The following is a 17877-nucleotide window of genomic DNA, read 5'->3' on the forward strand; positions in this document are numbered from 1 at the left end:
GGACCCAAGGTCCGCTTCACGCTCATTCTTCATGGACACGACGATGACAGCCACCACGCTCCTGTTTCGCGACGATGCCTACCTCACCTCTTCCCCGGCAACGGTGGTCGGCATCACACCGGAAGGCGGCGTCATCCTCGATCGGACCGTGTTCTATGCCCGCGGCGGAGGCCAGCCCGGCGATGTCGGCGCGATGCTCCGTCAGAACGGCGACCGGATCCCGGTGACCGATACCGTCTACGGAGCCGACAAGTCTCAGGTGGTGCACCTCGTCGGACCCGAGGCCGCATCCGGCCTTGCCGAGGGCGAGACGGTCGACCTTCAGCTCGACTGGGCGCGCCGCTTCCGGCGCATGCGGGTCCATACGGCCCTGCACCTGCTCAGCGTAGTCCTGCCCTTTCCGGTCACAGGCGGCGCCATCGGCGAGGGCGACGGGCGCCTCGACTTTGACATCCCGGATGCCGGGCTCGACAAGGCCGAGATCACGGAGAAACTCAACGCCCTGATCGCCCGCGACGCACCCGTCACGGAGCGCTGGATCACCGACGAGGAGCTCGACGCCAATCCCGGGTTGGTGAAGACGATGTCGGTCAAGCCGCCGCGCGGCTCCGGCCGCGTGCGCCTCGTCGAGATCGAGGGCATCGACCTTCAGCCCTGCGGTGGAACCCATGTCCGACGCACGGCCGAGATCGGAACCGTCCTCGTCACCGACATCGAGAAGAAGGGAAAGCAGAACCGCCGCGTGCGCATGTCCCTGGTCGATTGAGCCGTAACCCCGAGGAATCTCCCAATGCCGCAGCCCTTCGTCTCCACCGCCTGGCTCCAGGACCACCTGGGCGATCCCAACCTCGTCGTGATCGACGGCTCCTGGTACCTCCCGGCCCAAAATCGGAATCCCGAGGCAGAGTATCTCGAGGGCCATATCCCGGGCGCCGTGCGCTTCGATCTCGATACGGTCAAAGACCGCTCATCGCCCCTGCCCCACATGCTGCCCACGCCCGAGGAGTTCGCCCAAGCCGTCGGGGCTATGGGAATTTCCGAGGACATGACCATCGTGGTCTATGACGGGCTCGGCCTGTTCGCTGCGCCGCGGGTGCGCTGGACATTCCAGGTTTTCGGCGCCCGCAACGTCTCCGTCCTGGAGGGCGGCTTTCCGGCCTGGAAGGCCGAGGGGCGCCCCGTCGAAACCGGCTCGGCCCCTGCCCGGGAGCCGCGGGTGTTCCACGCTTCCTTCAACCGCCGGGCCGTCGCAGACGTCTCCGATGTACAGGAAGCGCTCCGGTCGGATACAGTTCAGGTGTTGGATGCGAGGCCTGCCGACCGCTTCAGGGGCGAGGCGCCGGAGCCACGCCCAGGATTGAGGGCAGGACACATGCCGAAGAGCCACAATCTCCCCTTCGCGCAGCTCATCGAGGACGGCCGCCTGAAGGACAAGGCCACCATCGACCGGGCTCTCGAGGAAGCCGGCGTTGACCCGGGTCGCCCCGTTATCACGAGCTGCGGCTCGGGCGTCTCGGCGGCCATCCTGTCCCTCGCCTTGGAAACGGCCGGTCACCCGGCCGCCGCTATCTATGACGGGTCTTGGGCCGAATGGGGCGGAAGGGACGACCTGCCCGTGGAGACGGGACCTTCGGTGAAGATCTAGCGCACTGCACCGTGTCGCTGGTGGCACCGTCAGCCATCAAAGAAAAAGGCCCGGGAATTCCCGGGCCCTTTTGTTTCGTCACCCTGACGGCGGTCAGTGGAGGATCTGTGACAGGAAGAGCCTGGTGCGCTCGTGCTGCGGGTTCTTGAAGAACTCGTCCGGCGTGTTCATCTCGACGATCTGTCCGTAATCCATGAAGATCACCCGGTCGGCGACCTGGCGGGCGAAGCCCATTTCGTGGGTCACGCACAGCATGGTCATGCCCTCTTCGGCGAGGCCGACCATGGTGTCGAGCACCTCCTTCACCATTTCCGGATCGAGAGCCGAGGTCGGCTCGTCGAAGAGCATGATCTTGGGGTTCATGCACAGGGAGCGGGCGATCGCCACGCGCTGCTGCTGGCCGCCCGAGAGCTGGCCCGGATACTTGTTCGCCTGTTCCGGAATCTTGACACGGGTGAGGTACTTCATGGCGACCTCTTCCGCATCCTTCTTGGGCATCTTCTTCACCCAGATCGGCGCAAGCGTGCAGTTCTCCAGGATCGTGAGGTGCGGGAAGAGGTTGAAGTGCTGGAACACCATGCCGACGTCGCGGCGCACCTCGTCGATGCGCTTCAGGTCGTTGGTCAGCTCCGTTCCATCGACGATGATGCGGCCCTTCTGGTGCTCCTCCAGCCGGTTGATGCAGCGGATCATGGTGGACTTGCCCGAGCCGGACGGTCCGCAGATCACGATGCGCTCGCCGCGGCGGACGTTCAGGTTGATGTCCCGGAGCACGTGGAACTCGCCGTACCACTTGTGCACGCCGATCATCTGGACGGCGGCCTCTGCCCGGGGATCGACGGCGGCAGTCGGAAGGTGTTGAGCTGTCATTGTGGTTGCCATGCCTGTTAGTGTTTGTGACCGGTCGCGAGACGCCGCTCGACCCCGAGGGAGTAGCGCGACATGCCCCAGCAGAAGACGAAGTAGAACAGGGCCGCGAACGCATAGCCCGTGTAGCTGATGGTCGGGGCTGCCCAATTCGGGTCGATGCGGGAGGCCTCGATCGTCTTGATCAGATCGAAGATGCCCACGATCGCCACCAGCGACGTATCCTTGAACAGTCCGATGAAGGTGTTGACGATGCCCGGGATCACGATCCGCAGCGCCTGCGGCAGGATGATGAGGATCATCATCTGCGGATAGTTGAGGCCCAGGGACATCGCGCCCTCGTACTGCCCCTTCGGCATGGCCTGGAGGCCGCCGCGCACCACCTCGGCCATGTAGGCGGAGGCGAAGAAGGCGACGCCGATGAGCGGCCGCGCGAGGCGGTCCACGGTCATGTCGCCTGGCAGGAAGAGCGGGAGCATCGTGTTCGCCATGATCAGCACCGTGATGAGCGGCACGCCGCGCACGAACTCGATGAAGATCACCGACGCCATCCGGACGATGGGGAGCTTTGACCGGCGTCCCAAGGCCAGGAGGATGCCGAAGGGCAGCGAAAAGACGATGCCCACCGTCGCAACCAGCAGGGTCACGAGGATGCCGCCCCAGAGAGCGGTCGGCACCGGCTGCAATCCCCAGTCGGCCTCCAGCAGCGCGAGGGTGATGCCGATCACCGCGACGATACCGGCTCCGATCAGAACGGCAGGCTTCACCGGCGCATTGAGAAACCGGGCGGCAGCGCCGAACCCTGCCACGATGAGGGCGCTTAGAACGATGAAACCGAGCCAGAATCCGTTGCTGAAGTCGGCATCGCCGCCGGTCAGCAGGATGTAGGACAGGATCGGGAACAGCCAGAAGAAATAGATCGCGCCCAGGTCGCGCCGCGGCGCCCGCAGCCATAGGAGCCAGACGACTCCCAGCGCCAGGAGCGCGAAGAAGATGTTCACGCGCCACCGCTCCGTCACCGGATAGGAGCCGTAGACGAAGTAGTTGATCTTATCGATCACGAAGGCCCAGCACGCTCCGACCGGATGTCCGGCCGTCTCCGCCCGGCAGGCATCGCGGTCGGTGCCGGTCCATACGGCGTTCACGAACACGAAGTCGACGATGGGCGGAATGATAACGTAGAGCAGGTAGAGGACGACGAGCGTCAGGATCGTGTTGAACGGGCCCGAGAACAGGTTCTCCCGGATCCAGGCGATGGGACCGCGCGCCAGGTTCGGCGGCGGCAGCGCCTCGACCTGCTGGTTGCGGACGAAGCGGAAGGTGTCGACGACAGTGCTCATGACGGATCCTACCGTTCGACGATCGCCACGCGGCGGTTGTAGATGTTCATGACGAAGGAGGTCAGGAGGCTGATGGTCAGATAGACTCCCATGGTGATCACGACCACTTCGATTGCCTGGCCGGTCTGGTTCAGCACCGTTCCCATGAAGACCTGCACGAGGTCGGGATAACCAATCGCCACGGCGAGCGAGGAGTTCTTCGTCAGGTTGAGATACTGGCTCGTCAGGGGCGGGACGATCACCCGCATGGCCTGCGGGATCACCACGAGCCGCAGGGTCTGTCCCGGCCGCAGGCCGAGGGAGCCCGCCGCTTCGCTCTGGCCCTTGGACACGGCCAGGATGCCGGCGCGGACCACCTCGGCGATGAAGGCGGCCGTATAGGTCACAAGGCCGATCAGGAGCGCCACGAACTCGGGAAGGATCTGCATGCCGCCCTGGAGGTTGAAGGTCCCCTTCCTCGGCATGTCGAAGCTGATCGGGTTCGCGCCCGCGACGGCCAGAACGAGCCAGACGGCGACGGGAAGCCCGAGAACCAGTCCGAGCGTCACGAGGCCGACCGGGTACTGACGCCCGGTTTGGGCCTGCTGCCTGCGGGCCCAGGTGCGGAACGCGAGGGAGCCGACGACGCCGACGGCGATCGCGGTCAGCAGCACCCAGATGTCCGACGCGTAGATCGGACGCGGCATGAAGAGGCCGCGGGAATTCAGAAAGAAGCCGGCCCCCATTTCCACGGAGTTGCGGGGCTGCGGCAGCGGGCCGAGCACCGCGATGTACCAGAACAGAAGTTGCAGGAGCAGCGGGATGTTGCGCAGGAGCTCGACATAAACCATCGAGACCTTGCGGACCATCCAGTTGCTCGACAGCCTGGCAATGCCGATGAGGAAGCCCAGGATCGTGGCGAACACGATGCCGATCGCCGAGACCACCAGGGTGTTGAGGAGGCCGACGACGAAGGCCTCGCCGTAGGTCGAACCCGCCGCGCTGTAGGTGATCAGCGTCTGGCTGATGTCGAAGCCGGCCGTGTTCTCGAGGAACCCGAAACCGGAGGCAATCTTCGCGCGCCGCAGGTTCTCGATGGCGTTCGTGGCCGCCATGTAGAACAGGTAGATGACGACGACGACGAGAAGAGTCTGATAAAAAATGCCGCGGACATTGGGGTCGTAGAGGAACGACCTCTTCGGCGGCGATGCTTGGCTGACAGATGGTGTCTGCACTCAACTCATCCCCTGACGGCCGAAAAGAGCCGTCGACTTCAAATGATACTCATTCGCTGCCATGAGCCGGCGGCAATGTCTTGAAGATAAAAGGGCGCCCGAACGGATCCGGACGCCCCGCCCCTTTCCGCTTAGCGGATCGGGATGCCGTACTGCAGGCCGCCCTTGGTCCACAGGGCGTTCTGACCGCGCTTGATCTTCAGGCGCGAGCCCTCGCCGACGTTGCGCTCGAAGCTCTCGCCGTAGTTGCCGATATGCTTGATGATGCGAACGGCCCAGTCGTTGGTCAGGCCGACGGCCTCGCCGAACTTGCCCTCGGTGCCGAGGAGGCGCTTGATCTCCGGGTTGTCGGAGGTCTTCATCTGCTCGACATTGGCCTTGGTGACGCCGAGCTCTTCGGCGTTCAGCATGGCCATGTGGGTGAACTTGACGATGTCGCCCCACTGGTTGTCGCCGTGACGGACGGCCGGGCCAAGCGGCTCCTTCGAGATGATCTCGGGCAGGACGATATGATCATCCGGAGCCGAGGCGCGCAGACGCTCCGCATAGAGGCCGGAGGCGTCCGTGGTGAAGGCGTCGCAGCGGCCGGAATCGTAGGCCTTGAACGTCTCGTCGGAGGTCGCGAAGGCCACCACCTCGTACTTCATGTTGTTGGCACGGAAGTAGTCGGCGAGGTTCAGCTCCGTCGTGGTGCCCTGCTGCGTGCAGATCGAGGCGCCGTTCAGCTCCTTGGCCGAGGACACACCGAGCTTCTTGCGGACCATGAAGCCCTGGCCGTCGTAGTAGTTGATGGCCGGGAAGTCGAGGCCGAGCTGGGTCTCGCGGGACATTGTCGCCGTCGAGTTACGGGCCAGGACGTCGACCTCGCCCGACTGCAGGGCCGTGAAGCGGTCCTTGGCGGCGAGCGGAATGAAGCGGACCTTCGTCGGGTCATCGAAGATCGCAGCCGCCATGGCGCGGCAGAACTCGACGTCGAGGCCGGTCCAGTTGCCCTGGGCGTCCGGAACGCCGAAGCCGGCGAGGCCGGTGTTCGAGCCGCAGGTCAGGAAGCCCTTCTGCTTGACGCTGTTGAGCGTCGCTTGCGCCGAGGCGCCCGTCGCGAGCAGGCTGGCCGTCAGGCCGAAGGCAATCGATACGAGAGCCTTTTTCATGTTTGTGTATTCTCCCATTATATCCACTTGGCATGGCTGCCTGAGCGGCCGAGCCGAGTTCCCTTTTCAGACCGTTCCGAGCGAGGATGTGCGAAACGTTCTCGCAACTATCACATTCTATGATTGATCACTGGTCAAGTGTTGATGGATGCCCTACGCGCACGGGGTTGACGCCGGGACCGGCCGGGCCTCACATCAAGCCCCCGTCACGAGACCACTGATCCAATGTCCAAATTTGCCTCCAAGCCCGATCATCTGGGCGACCGTACCCGCCTTGTCCATGCCGGCCGCGACCCATCCGAGCAGCACGGCTTCGTGAATACGCCGATCTATCGCGGCTCCACTGTTCTCTACCCCACGACCGACGATCTTCTTCACCGCCGTGGCCGTTATTCCTATGGAACGAAAGGAACTCCGACCACGGAATCCCTCGAGAACGCATGGACCGAACTCACGGGTGCCGCTGGGACAGTTCTGGCCCCCTCGGGCCTGGCCGCCGTCACCGTCGCGCTGATGTCCTGCCTCAAGGCTGGCGACCATCTGCTGATGACGGACTCGGTCTATCGTCCGACCCGGATCTTCTGCGACGGAATGCTGAGAAAATTTGGTGTGGAAACCACCTATTACGACCCGGAGGTGGGGGCCGGGATCGAGGCGTTGATCCGTCCCAACACGACCGTTGTCTTTACGGAAGCGCCGGGCTCCCAATCGTTCGAGATGCAGGACATCCCGGCGATCGCCGAGGTGGCGCATCGCCATGGGGCGGTGGTGGTCATGGACAACACCTGGGCGACACCCCTGCTCTTCCCGCCGCACGAGCGCGGCGTGGACATCGCCATCGAGGCGGGCACCAAGTATCTGAGCGGCGGCTCCGATCTGCTGCTCGGTCTCGTTTCGGCCAACGAGCGTTGCTACAAGGCCCTTCGCGACACTTATGACGCCTTCGCCATGTGCCCGGGTCCGGAGGACGTGTTCCTCGGTCTGCGCGGCCTGCGCACCATGGCCCTGCGGCTGCGCGAGCACGAGAAGCAGGCGCTCGATATGGCCCGGTGGCTTGCCGACCGGCCGGAGGTCGCGCAGGTTCTGCACCCGGCTCTCGAGACATTTCCCGGCCACGAGATCTGGAAGCGCGACTTCAAGGGCTCCTCGGGTCTCTTCTCCATCATCCTGAAGCCCTGCTCCGATCGTGCGCTCGCCGCCATGCTCGACGGTCTGGGCCTGTTCGGCATGGGCTATTCCTGGGGTGGTTTCGAAAGCCTCGTCATCCCGTTCGACTGCGCCACCTACCGCACGGCGACGAAGTGGAGCCCGGGCGGGCATGCGCTGCGCTTCCACATCGGCCTGGAGGATCTCGACGATCTCAAGCGGGACCTCGATGCCGGCTTCGCGCGGTTGCGCGAGACCGACGCAAAGGCGGCCTAGGCCGGACCCGAACCGTGGAGGGGTGGTGCGTCTCTACCCCTCCATGCCCTCGATCGCCGCCTGGGCCCTCCTGGACTTGGCCTCCTTCGCGATCAGCATCAGGTTGCGCACATAGATGAAGATGGACAGAACCTGGCCCAGGATGATCACGATGTCCCGCCGGGCGAAGCCGTAGACCAGGGTCATCAGCCCGCCGGCGATCGACAGAAACCAGAACCCCACCGGCACCACGCTTCGTTCGGCCTTCTCGCTCGCGATCCACTGCACCAGGAAGCGAGCCCCAAAGACGAGCTGGGCAACGACCCCGAAGGCCGCCCAGAGATCGAAGCGGGCCACGACGATGTCATAGAAATAGAGGCCGAGGTCATGCGACAGCCGCATCAGCATCGGGCGGTCTCCTGGATTACTTGATTTCCTGGGCGACCGGCACACGGCGCCGGCGGCGGATCAGCCACCAGACGCCTGCAAGGTCAAGGATCCCGACCCAGAGTCGGTCGAACAGGCCGTAGTTCGACTGCCCCGCATGCCGGGGGCGGTCGACCACGTCCACATGGGCGATGGCGTAGCCCTCTCGTTTGATCAGGGCCGGCATGAAACGGTGGAGGGCATCGAAATACGGCAGGCGGAGATAGATGTCGCGCCGGAAAGCCTTGAGGCCGCAGCCGGTGTCCCGTGTCCCGTCCTTCAGGATGTTCCCCCGGACTCCATTGGCGATCCGGGACTGCCACTTCTTGTAAGTGCCGTCCTTGCGGCCGACGCGCTGCCCTGCCGCCAGGGCGGTTGCCGGATCGTCGAGCGCGGCCACGAGCTGCGGGATGAAGGCAGGATCGTTCTGCCCGTCGCCATCGAGCGTCACGACGATGGGCGCCTCAGCGGCCTGAACCCCGGTACGGACCGCCGCGCTCTGGCCGCAGCTTGCCTCATGCCGGACCAGCCGGAGCCAGGGCCGTGTCGCCCGGGCCCGCAGGACCTCCTCGGCGGTCGCATCGGTCGAGCCGTCGTCCACATAGATCACCTCGAAGGGAGCGAGGGGCTCACAAGCCCGCTCGATCTCCTCGATCAGCGGCAGCACGTTCATATGCTCGTTTTTGACGGGAACGACCACGCTGATGCGCGGCGTCGGGGACGTGTCGGTCATCACTTCATGGCCTCAGAGCCACCTCTTCGGGAAAGGCCGGCCTCAGGAGCCGGACGCATAGGCTCCGATGTCGAGCCGACGCCCGCTGTTGATATTGAAACCGGTGACCCGGGTCGAGAGGGTCGGTTGCTGCCCGAGACGCTGGTTCTCGGTCCGAAAGGCTTCCTCGAAGCGCTTCTCGACGAAGACGAGACGGCAGCCGCCCCCCTTGAGGAAGGCGGAGGCCTCCTCGCCTGTCTCGAGCATTTCAAGGCCTGTTCCGGTCAGGAACACCAGGCTCGGCTCGCGATAACCCAGGGTGGCGACCTTGGGATTCGCGCAGGACAGGTTGCGGGCGACCTCGGCCAGGCGCGGGGACAGCTTCAGCGAGCGGAGATCGAGCTGGGTGAAGCCGAACACCCCGATGGAGAGAAAGATCGCCGCAGCGAAGCCTGCCCAGAGGCTCGGCACAACCTTGCCGGTCGCGAAGAGACGCCAGCCGTACAGCGCCACCAGGGACGAGGCGATCATGAACGGAAGGCCGCGGTAGGGGAGCGCTCCATCGAACGTCCAGGCCACGGCCGAGAGGCCGACCGTCAACCCGATGGGGATGAACGGGATCAGGATCGTGGCGAGTTTCGCGGCCGGCCGGTGCGGCCCGACGAAATGCCGGAAGATCGCGATGACCGTGATGATCGCGACAGCTGGCAGCAGGGGCATCGTATAGTGCGGCAGCTTGGTCGGCACGAGTTCGAACACGACCCAGGACGGCACGATCCAGGCGAGAGCGAAGGCGATCGGCTCCTCCCGGCGATGGATCCAGGCGAACGGCACCGCGATGGCGGCGAAGATCGCCCCGGGCCAGAAGGTGGCGAAGAACGAGAGCAGATAGAAGCCGGGCGGGGCCCAGTGGTAGGTCTGCGCCGTGCCCACCTTGCCGAGCATGTCGTGCCCGACCGAGGCCGAATAGAAGGCGCCGCCGCTCTTGATGGCGATGGCGACGAACCAGGGCAGCACGATGATCAGGGTCGCGACGAGCCCGATCTTCGGCTTGAGGGTGAGGAGCCACCGGGCCGAGCGCTCCCGATACGACAGAACGGCGGCGGTCAGGCCCGCGAACATCAGGACCAGGGGCCCCTTGATCAGGATCCCTGCCGCGAATCCGAGCCAGAAGATTCCGAGGGTGCGCCGCGGCAGTACCCCTGCCCCACGGCTGAGATAGGCCCGCGCCAGCCCGCCCATGACCGCGACCGCGCAGGCGGTGAGCGCCGCGTCGGTCTTGGCGAGCCTCGCCTCGACCATGAGAATGACCGAGGTCGCCATGAAGGCGGCCGCCAGGAAAGCGCCTCTTCGCCCGAGAAACGCCAGGGACGCCCAGTAGGTCAGCAGGACGGTCGCCAAGGCTCCCAGGAGGGACGGAATCCGGTAAAGGGCGATCGTCGTCCGCGCCTCCGGGACCCCGAGGGCTTGGCCGATGGCGACTGCCGTGCTCTGCATCCAATAGATGCCGACGGGCTTCTTGTGCCGGGCCTCGTCTTGGAAGCGGATATCGACCAGATCGCCCGTCTCCAGCATCTGCTTCGAGGCTTGGGCATAGCGCGGCTCGTCCCGGTCCATGGGCTGGAGCGACGTGAAGCCAGGCAGGAAGCATGCCAGCGAGAGCAGGACCAGCACGAGGCAGAGGCGGAAATGGCTCCGCTCGACGATATTCGTCAGCTGCGCCGCAGAGAAATGACGCAGCGACAACCTCTGCTGGGGAACGAAACCGTCCATCAAAAGCTCCGGAGGCTGGAAATGCTCTTATATCAAAAGAGTTTCCAGCGGGTGAAATCGCCCTGAAGGGCGCTCATGTCCTCCAAACCCACCCCGAAGTCAAATGGACGGAAGGTAGCGCCGAAGGCTCGGGAGGGCTCCGACGTCCTCGGGGAGTTGCGGAATCCGAAGGAGGCTCGGGCCTTCAGGCGTTCATGACCAGCAGAATGCGCCCGGTCTCGTCAGTGATAATGGCGGCCGCCTGCCGATGCTCCTGTACCGTGAGCAGCACATCGCCCCAGGACTCCTCGACCGGGACGACTTCCGCCCGGACGGGCTCCCCCAGACCCGGCAGCTCGAAGCCGGCGTGGTCCCAGATCACATGACCCTGATGGCAGAAATGAAGATGGTACCGCGGCATGTCTCCGACCCCGGCCCATCAGAAGGTGAGATCAAACCAACGCGAAGTCGATCTTAACGAAGGTCTCCTGGTCGACATGAGCGACCTGGTTGGCTTCGAGATCGACCTCGAGCTCGCCGGCATGGTTCGTGATCTGGAGGTTGGCCTCCTCGTCCGCATCCGCGTCCTGGAGGACGGAGACATCGACCTTCACGTCGTATCGCTCCTCAAGCTCATCCTCGACGTCCACATCGACGTCCACGTCCTGGTCCATCTCCAGGTCCTGGATAATGACGAGATCGTTGTCCCCGAACCCATCATACATATTGAACAGGACGCTGGTGTCCTGGTCCACCTCGATCACGTCGCGGAGATATAGGTCCACGTACAGAACGCCGTCGTCGTCGAAGATCTTCAGGTCGAGGTCGGTCTGTTGGCTGATATACATCTTTTGGTCGATGGTGATGGCGAAATGCCCGTTCCCATCGATGTTGACGTCGATGTCCGCATCCTGATCCATCAGGATCTTCTGGTCGATGTGAAACCGAGACACGACTGAGCCCATATATCCCTGGACGACGATGGTCGCGTCCTGATCCACATCGGCCGTCTGGGTCACGTCGATATCGTGCTCCCCGTCGCCCTTGTCGCCGGGATCGGAGAGCCCATCGGCCGGGATCGGCTGTGCGCCTCCTTCCCCATCCCCGGAACCCGTCGTGGGAGGATCCATGCCGGTCTGGGCCGGTCGATCGACCTCGGAGACCGATACCGATGCAGAGGGAGCATCCTGTGCAGGTTGGCTATGATCGCCACCATGCGCCGTCGCGGCCGCCCCAGCCTTCATGAAGGTCTGGTCAAAGAGACCCGGCTCCACGGCGGAGGACGGCGCCTGAATGTCGGGCCCCGACGCCTCGGAATGGATCTGGTTGGTCCAGGAACCCGACGAGAGCGGGTGGGGTGTCTCGATCGGTGGGGCCGTCGCTTCGTGCTCCGGCGGAGCGGGAATCCGCATAGGCTCGTCCGCGACCCGCGCGGTTGGGTGATCGCTTTGAGGGATTTCGGAGGTCAGTGCCGGGCGTCCCGCGTCGTCCTCCAAACCGAGTTCGAGCTCGTCCGGATCTTCCAGTAGGAGCGGGACCAGATTGCGGATACCCCTGTCGTAGGGAATCATGAGGCCTCCCGGAAACAGCGCGCACCCTGCACACTCGCTCCATGATGACGGAGGGCCATTCCCGCGCCAGATATCACTTCTGGGGGCCGTATCACCCACTCGGGTCGAGAGTAGATAATCCTGGCGTCGAAAGGCTGAAGCGACGCCCAGACGAACCGAAAGGAAGTAATATTTCGTCAAAAAGCAAATTTAGAGATGATAATTTTCTTAAGAACCAGCCAGCCTAAGTCATTCTTCGTCCTGAATAGGAAAATAATTTACTTAGAGGCCTCAATAAAGGCTTAATGCTTTATGAAAATTACTGCAAAAGGGTAATATCCGAATCATCCCAAGTGTGGTGTCATATCCGTCCCCTAGGTTTGTAGTCACGCCAATGGGGCCCTCTTTCGAGAGACATACCGCTTGAGGGTCGTTGCCGCCGTATGGTCCGCTAACCCGTGAGAGAGGGCTCCTTGGGGGCATCTCAATCGAGCAAGGCAGAGAAATGCCATGCCAATGTCAAATCCGACGGCCGACCATCCTCACGACGAGTTCGGAAAAGACGTCATCATCCTGATCGATGACGAGACCCTGATTCAGGATTGCATGGCCGAAGCGCTGCGTGGGGCCTTTCCCCATGCGCTCGTGGTCGGCATGCCGACCATCGACAAACTCCCGCGCACCAACGGTTCCGGCGTCGCCCTGATCGTGCTGAAGGCGAGGACGCATCGCTCCGAGCGCGAAACGCTCGTCGCCGACATCAGGACAGTTGCGCGGCACTTCCCCAAAGTGCCGGTGGTGGCCATCACCGGCTGGGACGATGCCGTCAGCGTCGGAATGGCCGCCTCGGCCGGTGCGCAGGGCGTGATCCCCCTGACGGCGTCCCTCAAGATCGCGGTGGCGGCCCTGCAGCTCGTGCTGGCGGGCGGTACCTATTATCCTCAGCCCGTCCTCGACAATGGAAAGCTCAACGCCTCCATTCGCGACACGGAGCCCACTCCCTTCCCGCCACCATTGGAGCGCAGGCCCGCCGATCTGCCGAATGCGATCGCCTCGTTCCGGACGACCAATGGTCAAGGCGCGTCCGACCACATGATGGTGGCCTTCACGGCTCGGGAGGCCGACGTTCTGGCGGCCCTGCAGCGGGGACGATCCAACAAGTGGATCGCGCATCATCTCAATCTGTCGGAAAACACCGTGAAGGTTCACATCCGGCACATCATGCGAAAGCTCAGGGCCACCAACCGGACGGAGGCGGTCGTTCTCTCGCAGCAATGGCTGTCGGAGCCGCAGGAGCGATAGCCGCCGGCATGGCTGCGGCCGGTGGTCGGCTAGTTCTCGCGGAACGCCCGGTTGAAGCTGTCGAGGACGGGCCGCATCACATAATGCGCCACGGTGAACTTCCCGGTCTTGATGAGAATCTCGACAGGCATGCCCGGCATGATCTCGACCTCCGGCAGCTGGCGCAGGGCCGCTTCGTCGAGCCGGATGCGGGCGACGTAGTAGACCTGCTCCGTCTGCTTGTCGACCTGCCGGTCCGCGGACACGTAGGTCAGGACACCCTCCACTGGCGGGACCCGCCTCTGCTTGTAGGGCAAAAGACGGACCAAAGCCGAAAGGCCTGGCCTGACGAGATCGATGTCGTCGGGCTTGACCTGCGCCCGAACGATGAGCTGGTCCTGTCGGGGCACGAGATCCATGAGCGGCTCGCCTGCGGCCACGACGCCGCCGGGCGTGTGGATGCGCAGCTCCGTGACCGTCCCGGCCTCCGGCGCACGGATCTCCGTGCGTGCGAGAACGTCCGTGGCCGCCTGAATCCGCTCGAGGAGCTGAAAAATCTGGCTCTGCGTATCCCGCAGCGATTGCGCAACCTCGGAATGAAGGTCGCTTTCGAGCTTGAGGATCTGAGCCTCCGCCTCGCCAACAGCCTGCTCCGCCCGGGCGATCTGCGCGAGGGTATCGCCGCGCCGTCCATCGATTTCCGCCTGCTCGCGTTCGAGCTGAAGCAGTCTCGGTTTGGTCTGCAGGCCCTTCGCCACGAGGGGCTGGATCGACGAAAGTTCCTCCTTGATGATCGCGGCGCGCTTTTCTGCGGCGTCCACCTGGAACCGCAATCCCTCGATCTCCCGTTCGGACTGGGCTTTGCGCTGGCGGATGACGTCGATACGGGATTCCTGGAGCCGCCGTCGCGTGTCGAAGATCTTGGTCTGGCCGCCCAGCACTTCGGCGACGGCCGGACTGGTACTGGCAGCATCGATCAAAGCCTGCGGATAATGAATTGAGGCCTGCCCGTCCCGCTCGGCCAGAAGCCTTGCCTCGCGGGCTTGAGCATCCCAGAGCTGACCCTGAAGTACCTGCAACGCCGCCCGCGGCCTCGTGTCATCCAGGCGAACGAGCGGCTGGCCCGCTTCCACGAGATCACCATCCTTCACCAGGATGCGCCCGACGATCCCACCTTCCAGATGCTGGATGGTCTTCCGGCTCGACTCCGCCTCGATGGCGCCACCCGCGATGGCGGCGCTCTCCAAAGGCGCCTGTGTCGCCCACACGCCGAAGCCGACCACGAAGGTTCCGATCAGCGTGACGGCACCCAAGGCCAGAACCCGCATGCGATGGAACGGCGATGCAGGAGGCGGCGGCAGGACGGCTGCTAGGTCGAGAACGGAGTTCGTCTTCTTCATGATGCCGCCCTCTTTGTTTCATCGGAAAGCATCTGGCCGCTCGTCCTTTCGGCCAGCGAAGGATCCGGCTTCGTGTCCTGAACCGGCCGCTTGCGGCCGTCGATCACCTGCGGCCCTTTCAACTTGATGGCCGTGCGCCCGCTCCTGATCCGCTCGGCGATGTCGCGGCGCGACCCGAAGGCGTTGATCGCTCCGTTTTCGAGGATCAGGACCTTGTCGGAGATGCTGATGATGCCCAGTCGCTGGGCGATGACGACCACCGTGGCGCCACGATCCCGCATCTCGAGAATGGCCTGACGCAGCGCATCCTCCCCGTCTTGGTCCAGGCTCGCATTGGGTTCGTCGAGCACCACGAGGCGCGGGTCGCCGAAGAAGGCCCGTGCGAGACCGAGCCGCTGGCGCTGACCGCCCGAGAGGCGCGATCCGCCCTCTCCGATATCCGTGTCGTATCCCTGCGGCAACCGCATGATCGTCTCATGCAGACCGACCAGGGTCGCGGCCGCGATCACATCCTCGGAGGGGGAATCCTGCAGGCGGGCGATGTTGTCCCGCACGGAGCCGCCGAACAGTTCGACATCCTGCGGCAGGTAGCCGAAATGCCCGTGCCCGCCGGCCCCCATCCAGACCGACATGTCGGCGCCGTCGAGACGCACATGGCCGGACGACGGCGTGATGATGCCTGCGATCAGGCGCCCCAGGGTCGACTTGCCCGCGCCGGAGGGACCGACCACGCCGAGCACCTCTCCGGACTTGAGGTCGAGGGTCACGCGCCTCAGAGCCGAGCTGTCCGCGCCAGGTGGCGTATAATAGACCTGCTCGAGGCTAAGCTCCCCCTTCGGTCGCGGGAGCCACATGCCGGGCCCATTCGGCGGCGCAGCGGTCATCAGCCTCTGGAGACGCGCGTAGCCGAGGCGCACCGTGGTCACCGCCTTCCAGGTTCCGATTGCGCCTTCCACCGGGCCCAGTGAGCGACCGAGGAGAATCGAGCTGGCGAAGATCGCCGCCGGACTGATGTCGTGGCGGATCACGAGCCAGGCTGCGAAAGCCATGACGGTGACCTGTGTCAGAAGCCGCAGGAAGCGGGCGAACGACTGAATCGAAGCCGCCCGGATACCTGCCGACATCTGAGCCTGCTTCGCCTCGGACTGCTCGTCATGCAGGATGCGTGCGACACCGGGCAGCATTCCCATCGCGCTGATCGCTTCGACGTTTCGCAGCAGAGCCTCGAACCGGTGCTGGCTGTTCGACCACGCGGTGCTTGCCCGCGCGACGGACTTGCGCGTCACGGCTTCGTTGAGCAGCGCCAGCCCGAACAGCATCAGCGAGGCCACGAGCCCGAGGATTCCGAGCAGCGGATGGACCAGGATCATTGCAAGGACGAAGATCGGGGTCCACGGCAGATCGAAGAGCGCATTGCAGGCATTGCCGGAAAAGAACGTGCGCAGGCCGTTGAGGTCGCGCCATGCCTGCGCGGCAGAACCAGGCTCCCCACGCAGTGCGGCCTGCACCGCAGCCGTCAGGACGGAGGCCTGGATCCGGTCGTCGAGCCATATGCCGATCCGGGAGAGCATTTCCCGACGGAGTCCGTCCAGCATGGCGTTGACGGCGAGCGCGACGACCGCGATGCCCGTCAGCATCACCAGCGTGTCGATGCTGTGGCTGGACAGAACGTGATCGTAGACCTGGAGCAGGTAGAGTGGAACCGTCAGGGCCAGGAGATTCAGGAAGAAGCTCAATCCAAAAACCATCAGCAGCGAGGCGCGGCAGAGCCTGAAGGCAGTCTCGATTTCGGTCCGTGGCCGGGTCTTCGTCCAAGTCAGAGCCATGGGCGGCGTCTCTCCCGTTCGGTGAACACGGGTCCCGGCGGGCGTCGCCGCTCGCCGGCGGAGTCTTTCACGTTCCTGCGGCTCGATCGGCTACGGCATGGAATCCCGACAGCCGTGGAACGATCGAGCGGCCGACGCAGCCGGAGGGGTTTAGAGCTGCGTCGGCCAGGAGGCCTTACAGACGCACGCGGGCGCTCGGCCTCAAAGAAGCGGCATCAGCCGAAGTCACCAAAGTCGAAGTCGACCGTGATGTCCTGATCGGCATCCTGATCCTGCGTCACGTCGACGTCGACATCCTGATCCTGGTCGACATCGACGTCACCGGTGTCCTGATCGATGCCAGCACGAGCATCGGACGCCTGATCGACGTTCGCCGAAGCATCACCGTCGGCAGCGGCATCGCCGTCGGCATCGTTGTCGCTTGCGGCATCCGCCGTCACGGTTTCGGTCGCGTCACCGCCGTCGCCGCCGTCGCCATCGCCACCGTCGCCGCCATCGCCGTCACCGGCATCGCCGCCATCGCCCGCATCGCCGTCGGCATAGCCACCGGCGCCGCCAGCGCCGCCGTCGCCCGACGTTCCAGCACCGCCATAGCCGCCGGTGCCATCGCCGCCGTCACCGCCGTCACCACCATAACCAGCCGTGCCATCGCCGCCGGAGGAGCCGCCGCTGCTGCCGCCGCTGGTGCCGTCGCCGCCAATGCCGTCACCGCCGTCACCACCGTCGCCACCATCACCGCCGTCGCCGTCACCACCGTCGCCGCCGTCGGCATTCGTGTCGCCACCGTCACCGCCGTCGCCGCCATCATTATCGGTGCTGCCGCCGTCGCCACCCGCTCCGACCGAGTCTCCGCCGTCACCGTCACCGCCGTCGCCGCCATCTCCGTCGCCGGCATCGGTGTCGCTGGTGACATCGTTCACCGCATCGCCGTCCGCGTCGTTGTCGGTATCGGCGTCGTTGTCGGTGTAGACGTCGGTATCGGCATCGTTGTCGGAATCGGCATCTGCATCAGCCGTCTGATCATTGTCCTGATCAATATCAGCAGTTTGATCAGTATTCGTATCGACGTCAGCGTTCTGATCCTGATCGAGATCCTGATCGAAGTCGAAATCGAACGTGAAAGTGTTGTAGCTACCCGTGTGGGTGGCATCTTCGTCTTCCATAGCGCTCTCCCATTGTTGACCGGGCCGCTCCTTCTGGAACACGCGCCGGAACGGGCCGACCGTGATGGAAAATCCTGCGATTTCCGGCGCATCCCGTCGGCGCGCTTGACGATCCATGTTCTGGCGGATGGGAAACAGTTGCCAATTCG

General features: G+C 64.4%; 16 protein-coding genes. 4 read left to right on the forward strand and 12 right to left on the reverse strand.

Translation table 11 applies throughout. The features are described 5' to 3' along the window. The first annotated feature begins 43 nt into the window (after nucleotides 1–43). Both DES45_RS09100 and sseA read left to right on the forward strand, forming a co-directional pair. Nucleotides 44–766, forward strand: coding sequence for an alanyl-tRNA editing protein (locus DES45_RS09100; RefSeq protein WP_114769973.1), 723 nt, complete (start codon nucleotides 44–46; stop codon nucleotides 764–766). Nucleotides 767–790: 24 nt separating this feature from the next. Further along, a complete protein-coding gene (gene sseA / locus DES45_RS09105) occupies nucleotides 791–1645 on the forward strand; it encodes a 3-mercaptopyruvate sulfurtransferase (RefSeq protein ID WP_114769675.1) in 855 nt (284 codons plus the stop codon). A gap of 93 nt (nucleotides 1646–1738) precedes the next feature. On the opposite strand, the gene DES45_RS09110 is transcribed toward sseA, so the two are convergent. From DES45_RS09110 to DES45_RS09125, 4 genes are all read right to left on the reverse strand, one after another. Next, nucleotides 1739–2455: an amino acid ABC transporter ATP-binding protein gene (locus DES45_RS09110; RefSeq protein WP_173949625.1), complete on the reverse strand. Its 717-nt coding sequence runs from the start codon at nucleotides 2453–2455 to the stop codon at nucleotides 1739–1741. Between the two features lie 77 nt (nucleotides 2456–2532). Further along, on the reverse strand, nucleotides 2533–3852 hold the full coding sequence (locus tag DES45_RS09115) for an amino acid ABC transporter permease (protein ID WP_114769677.1): 1320 nt from the start codon (nucleotides 3850–3852) through the stop codon (nucleotides 2533–2535). A gap of 8 nt (nucleotides 3853–3860) precedes the next feature. Continuing rightward, nucleotides 3861–5066, reverse strand: coding sequence for an amino acid ABC transporter permease (locus tag DES45_RS09120; RefSeq protein ID WP_114769678.1), 1206 nt, complete (start codon nucleotides 5064–5066; stop codon nucleotides 3861–3863). A 131-nt stretch (nucleotides 5067–5197) separates the two neighbouring features. Then, nucleotides 5198–6217, reverse strand: a complete 1020-nt coding sequence (locus DES45_RS09125) for an amino acid ABC transporter substrate-binding protein (RefSeq protein ID WP_114769679.1) — start codon at nucleotides 6215–6217, stop codon at nucleotides 5198–5200. 225 nt (nucleotides 6218–6442) lie between these two features. On the opposite strand from DES45_RS09125, the gene metC reads away from it, so the two are divergent. Continuing rightward, the gene (metC, locus tag DES45_RS09130; protein WP_114769680.1) at nucleotides 6443–7639 is read left to right on the forward strand and encodes a cystathionine beta-lyase; all 1197 of its coding nucleotides are present in this window, start codon (nucleotides 6443–6445) and stop codon (nucleotides 7637–7639) included. Nucleotides 7640–7672: 33 nt separating this feature from the next. Here the strand turns inward: metC and DES45_RS09135 are convergent, their stop codons facing one another. The 5 genes from DES45_RS09135 to DES45_RS09155 all read right to left on the reverse strand — a co-directional run bounded on the left by DES45_RS09135 (nucleotide 7673) and on the right by DES45_RS09155 (nucleotide 12079). Further along, nucleotides 7673–8026 carry a lipid-A-disaccharide synthase N-terminal domain-containing protein gene (locus DES45_RS09135; protein WP_114769681.1) on the reverse strand — a complete coding sequence of 118 codons (354 nt, stop codon included), beginning with the start codon at nucleotides 8024–8026 and terminating at the stop codon, nucleotides 7673–7675. A 16-nt stretch (nucleotides 8027–8042) separates the two neighbouring features. Next, entirely contained in the window at nucleotides 8043–8777 is a 735-nt protein-coding gene (locus tag DES45_RS09140) for a glycosyltransferase family 2 protein (RefSeq protein ID WP_114769682.1), read from the reverse strand. Nucleotides 8778–8819: 42 nt separating this feature from the next. Beyond that, nucleotides 8820–10529 carry an ArnT family glycosyltransferase gene (locus DES45_RS09145; protein ID WP_114769683.1) on the reverse strand — a complete coding sequence of 570 codons (1710 nt, stop codon included), beginning with the start codon at nucleotides 10527–10529 and terminating at the stop codon, nucleotides 8820–8822. 184 nt (nucleotides 10530–10713) lie between these two features. Next, the gene (locus tag DES45_RS09150) at nucleotides 10714–10929 is read right to left on the reverse strand and encodes a DUF6894 family protein (RefSeq protein WP_114769684.1); all 216 of its coding nucleotides are present in this window, start codon (nucleotides 10927–10929) and stop codon (nucleotides 10714–10716) included. Nucleotides 10930–10960: 31 nt separating this feature from the next. After that, nucleotides 10961–12079: a hypothetical protein gene (locus DES45_RS09155; RefSeq protein WP_114769685.1), complete on the reverse strand. Its 1119-nt coding sequence runs from the start codon at nucleotides 12077–12079 to the stop codon at nucleotides 10961–10963. Nucleotides 12080–12568: 489 nt separating this feature from the next. Between DES45_RS09155 and DES45_RS09160 the strand changes: the two genes are divergently transcribed. After that, entirely contained in the window at nucleotides 12569–13360 is a 792-nt protein-coding gene (locus tag DES45_RS09160) for a response regulator transcription factor (RefSeq protein ID WP_114769686.1), read from the forward strand. 29 nt (nucleotides 13361–13389) lie between these two features. Here DES45_RS09160 and DES45_RS09165 read toward each other — a convergent pair whose 3' ends face one another. The 3 genes from DES45_RS09165 to DES45_RS09175 all read right to left on the reverse strand — a co-directional run bounded on the left by DES45_RS09165 (nucleotide 13390) and on the right by DES45_RS09175 (nucleotide 17845). Then, on the reverse strand, nucleotides 13390–14739 hold the full coding sequence (locus DES45_RS09165; protein ID WP_114769687.1) for an HlyD family type I secretion periplasmic adaptor subunit: 1350 nt from the start codon (nucleotides 14737–14739) through the stop codon (nucleotides 13390–13392). Beyond that, entirely contained in the window at nucleotides 14736–16565 is a 1830-nt protein-coding gene (locus DES45_RS09170) for a type I secretion system permease/ATPase (protein ID WP_114769688.1), read from the reverse strand. The genes DES45_RS09165 and DES45_RS09170 overlap by 4 nt, the downstream gene beginning before the upstream one ends. Before the next feature lie 215 nt (nucleotides 16566–16780). After that, nucleotides 16781–17845 carry a hypothetical protein gene (locus DES45_RS09175; RefSeq protein ID WP_147282372.1) on the reverse strand — a complete coding sequence of 355 codons (1065 nt, stop codon included), beginning with the start codon at nucleotides 17843–17845 and terminating at the stop codon, nucleotides 16781–16783. Nucleotides 17846–17877: the final 32 nt, after the last annotated feature.

This window comes from Microvirga subterranea, from assembly GCF_003350535.1.
Lineage (GTDB): Bacteria > Pseudomonadota > Alphaproteobacteria > Rhizobiales > Beijerinckiaceae > Microvirga > Microvirga subterranea.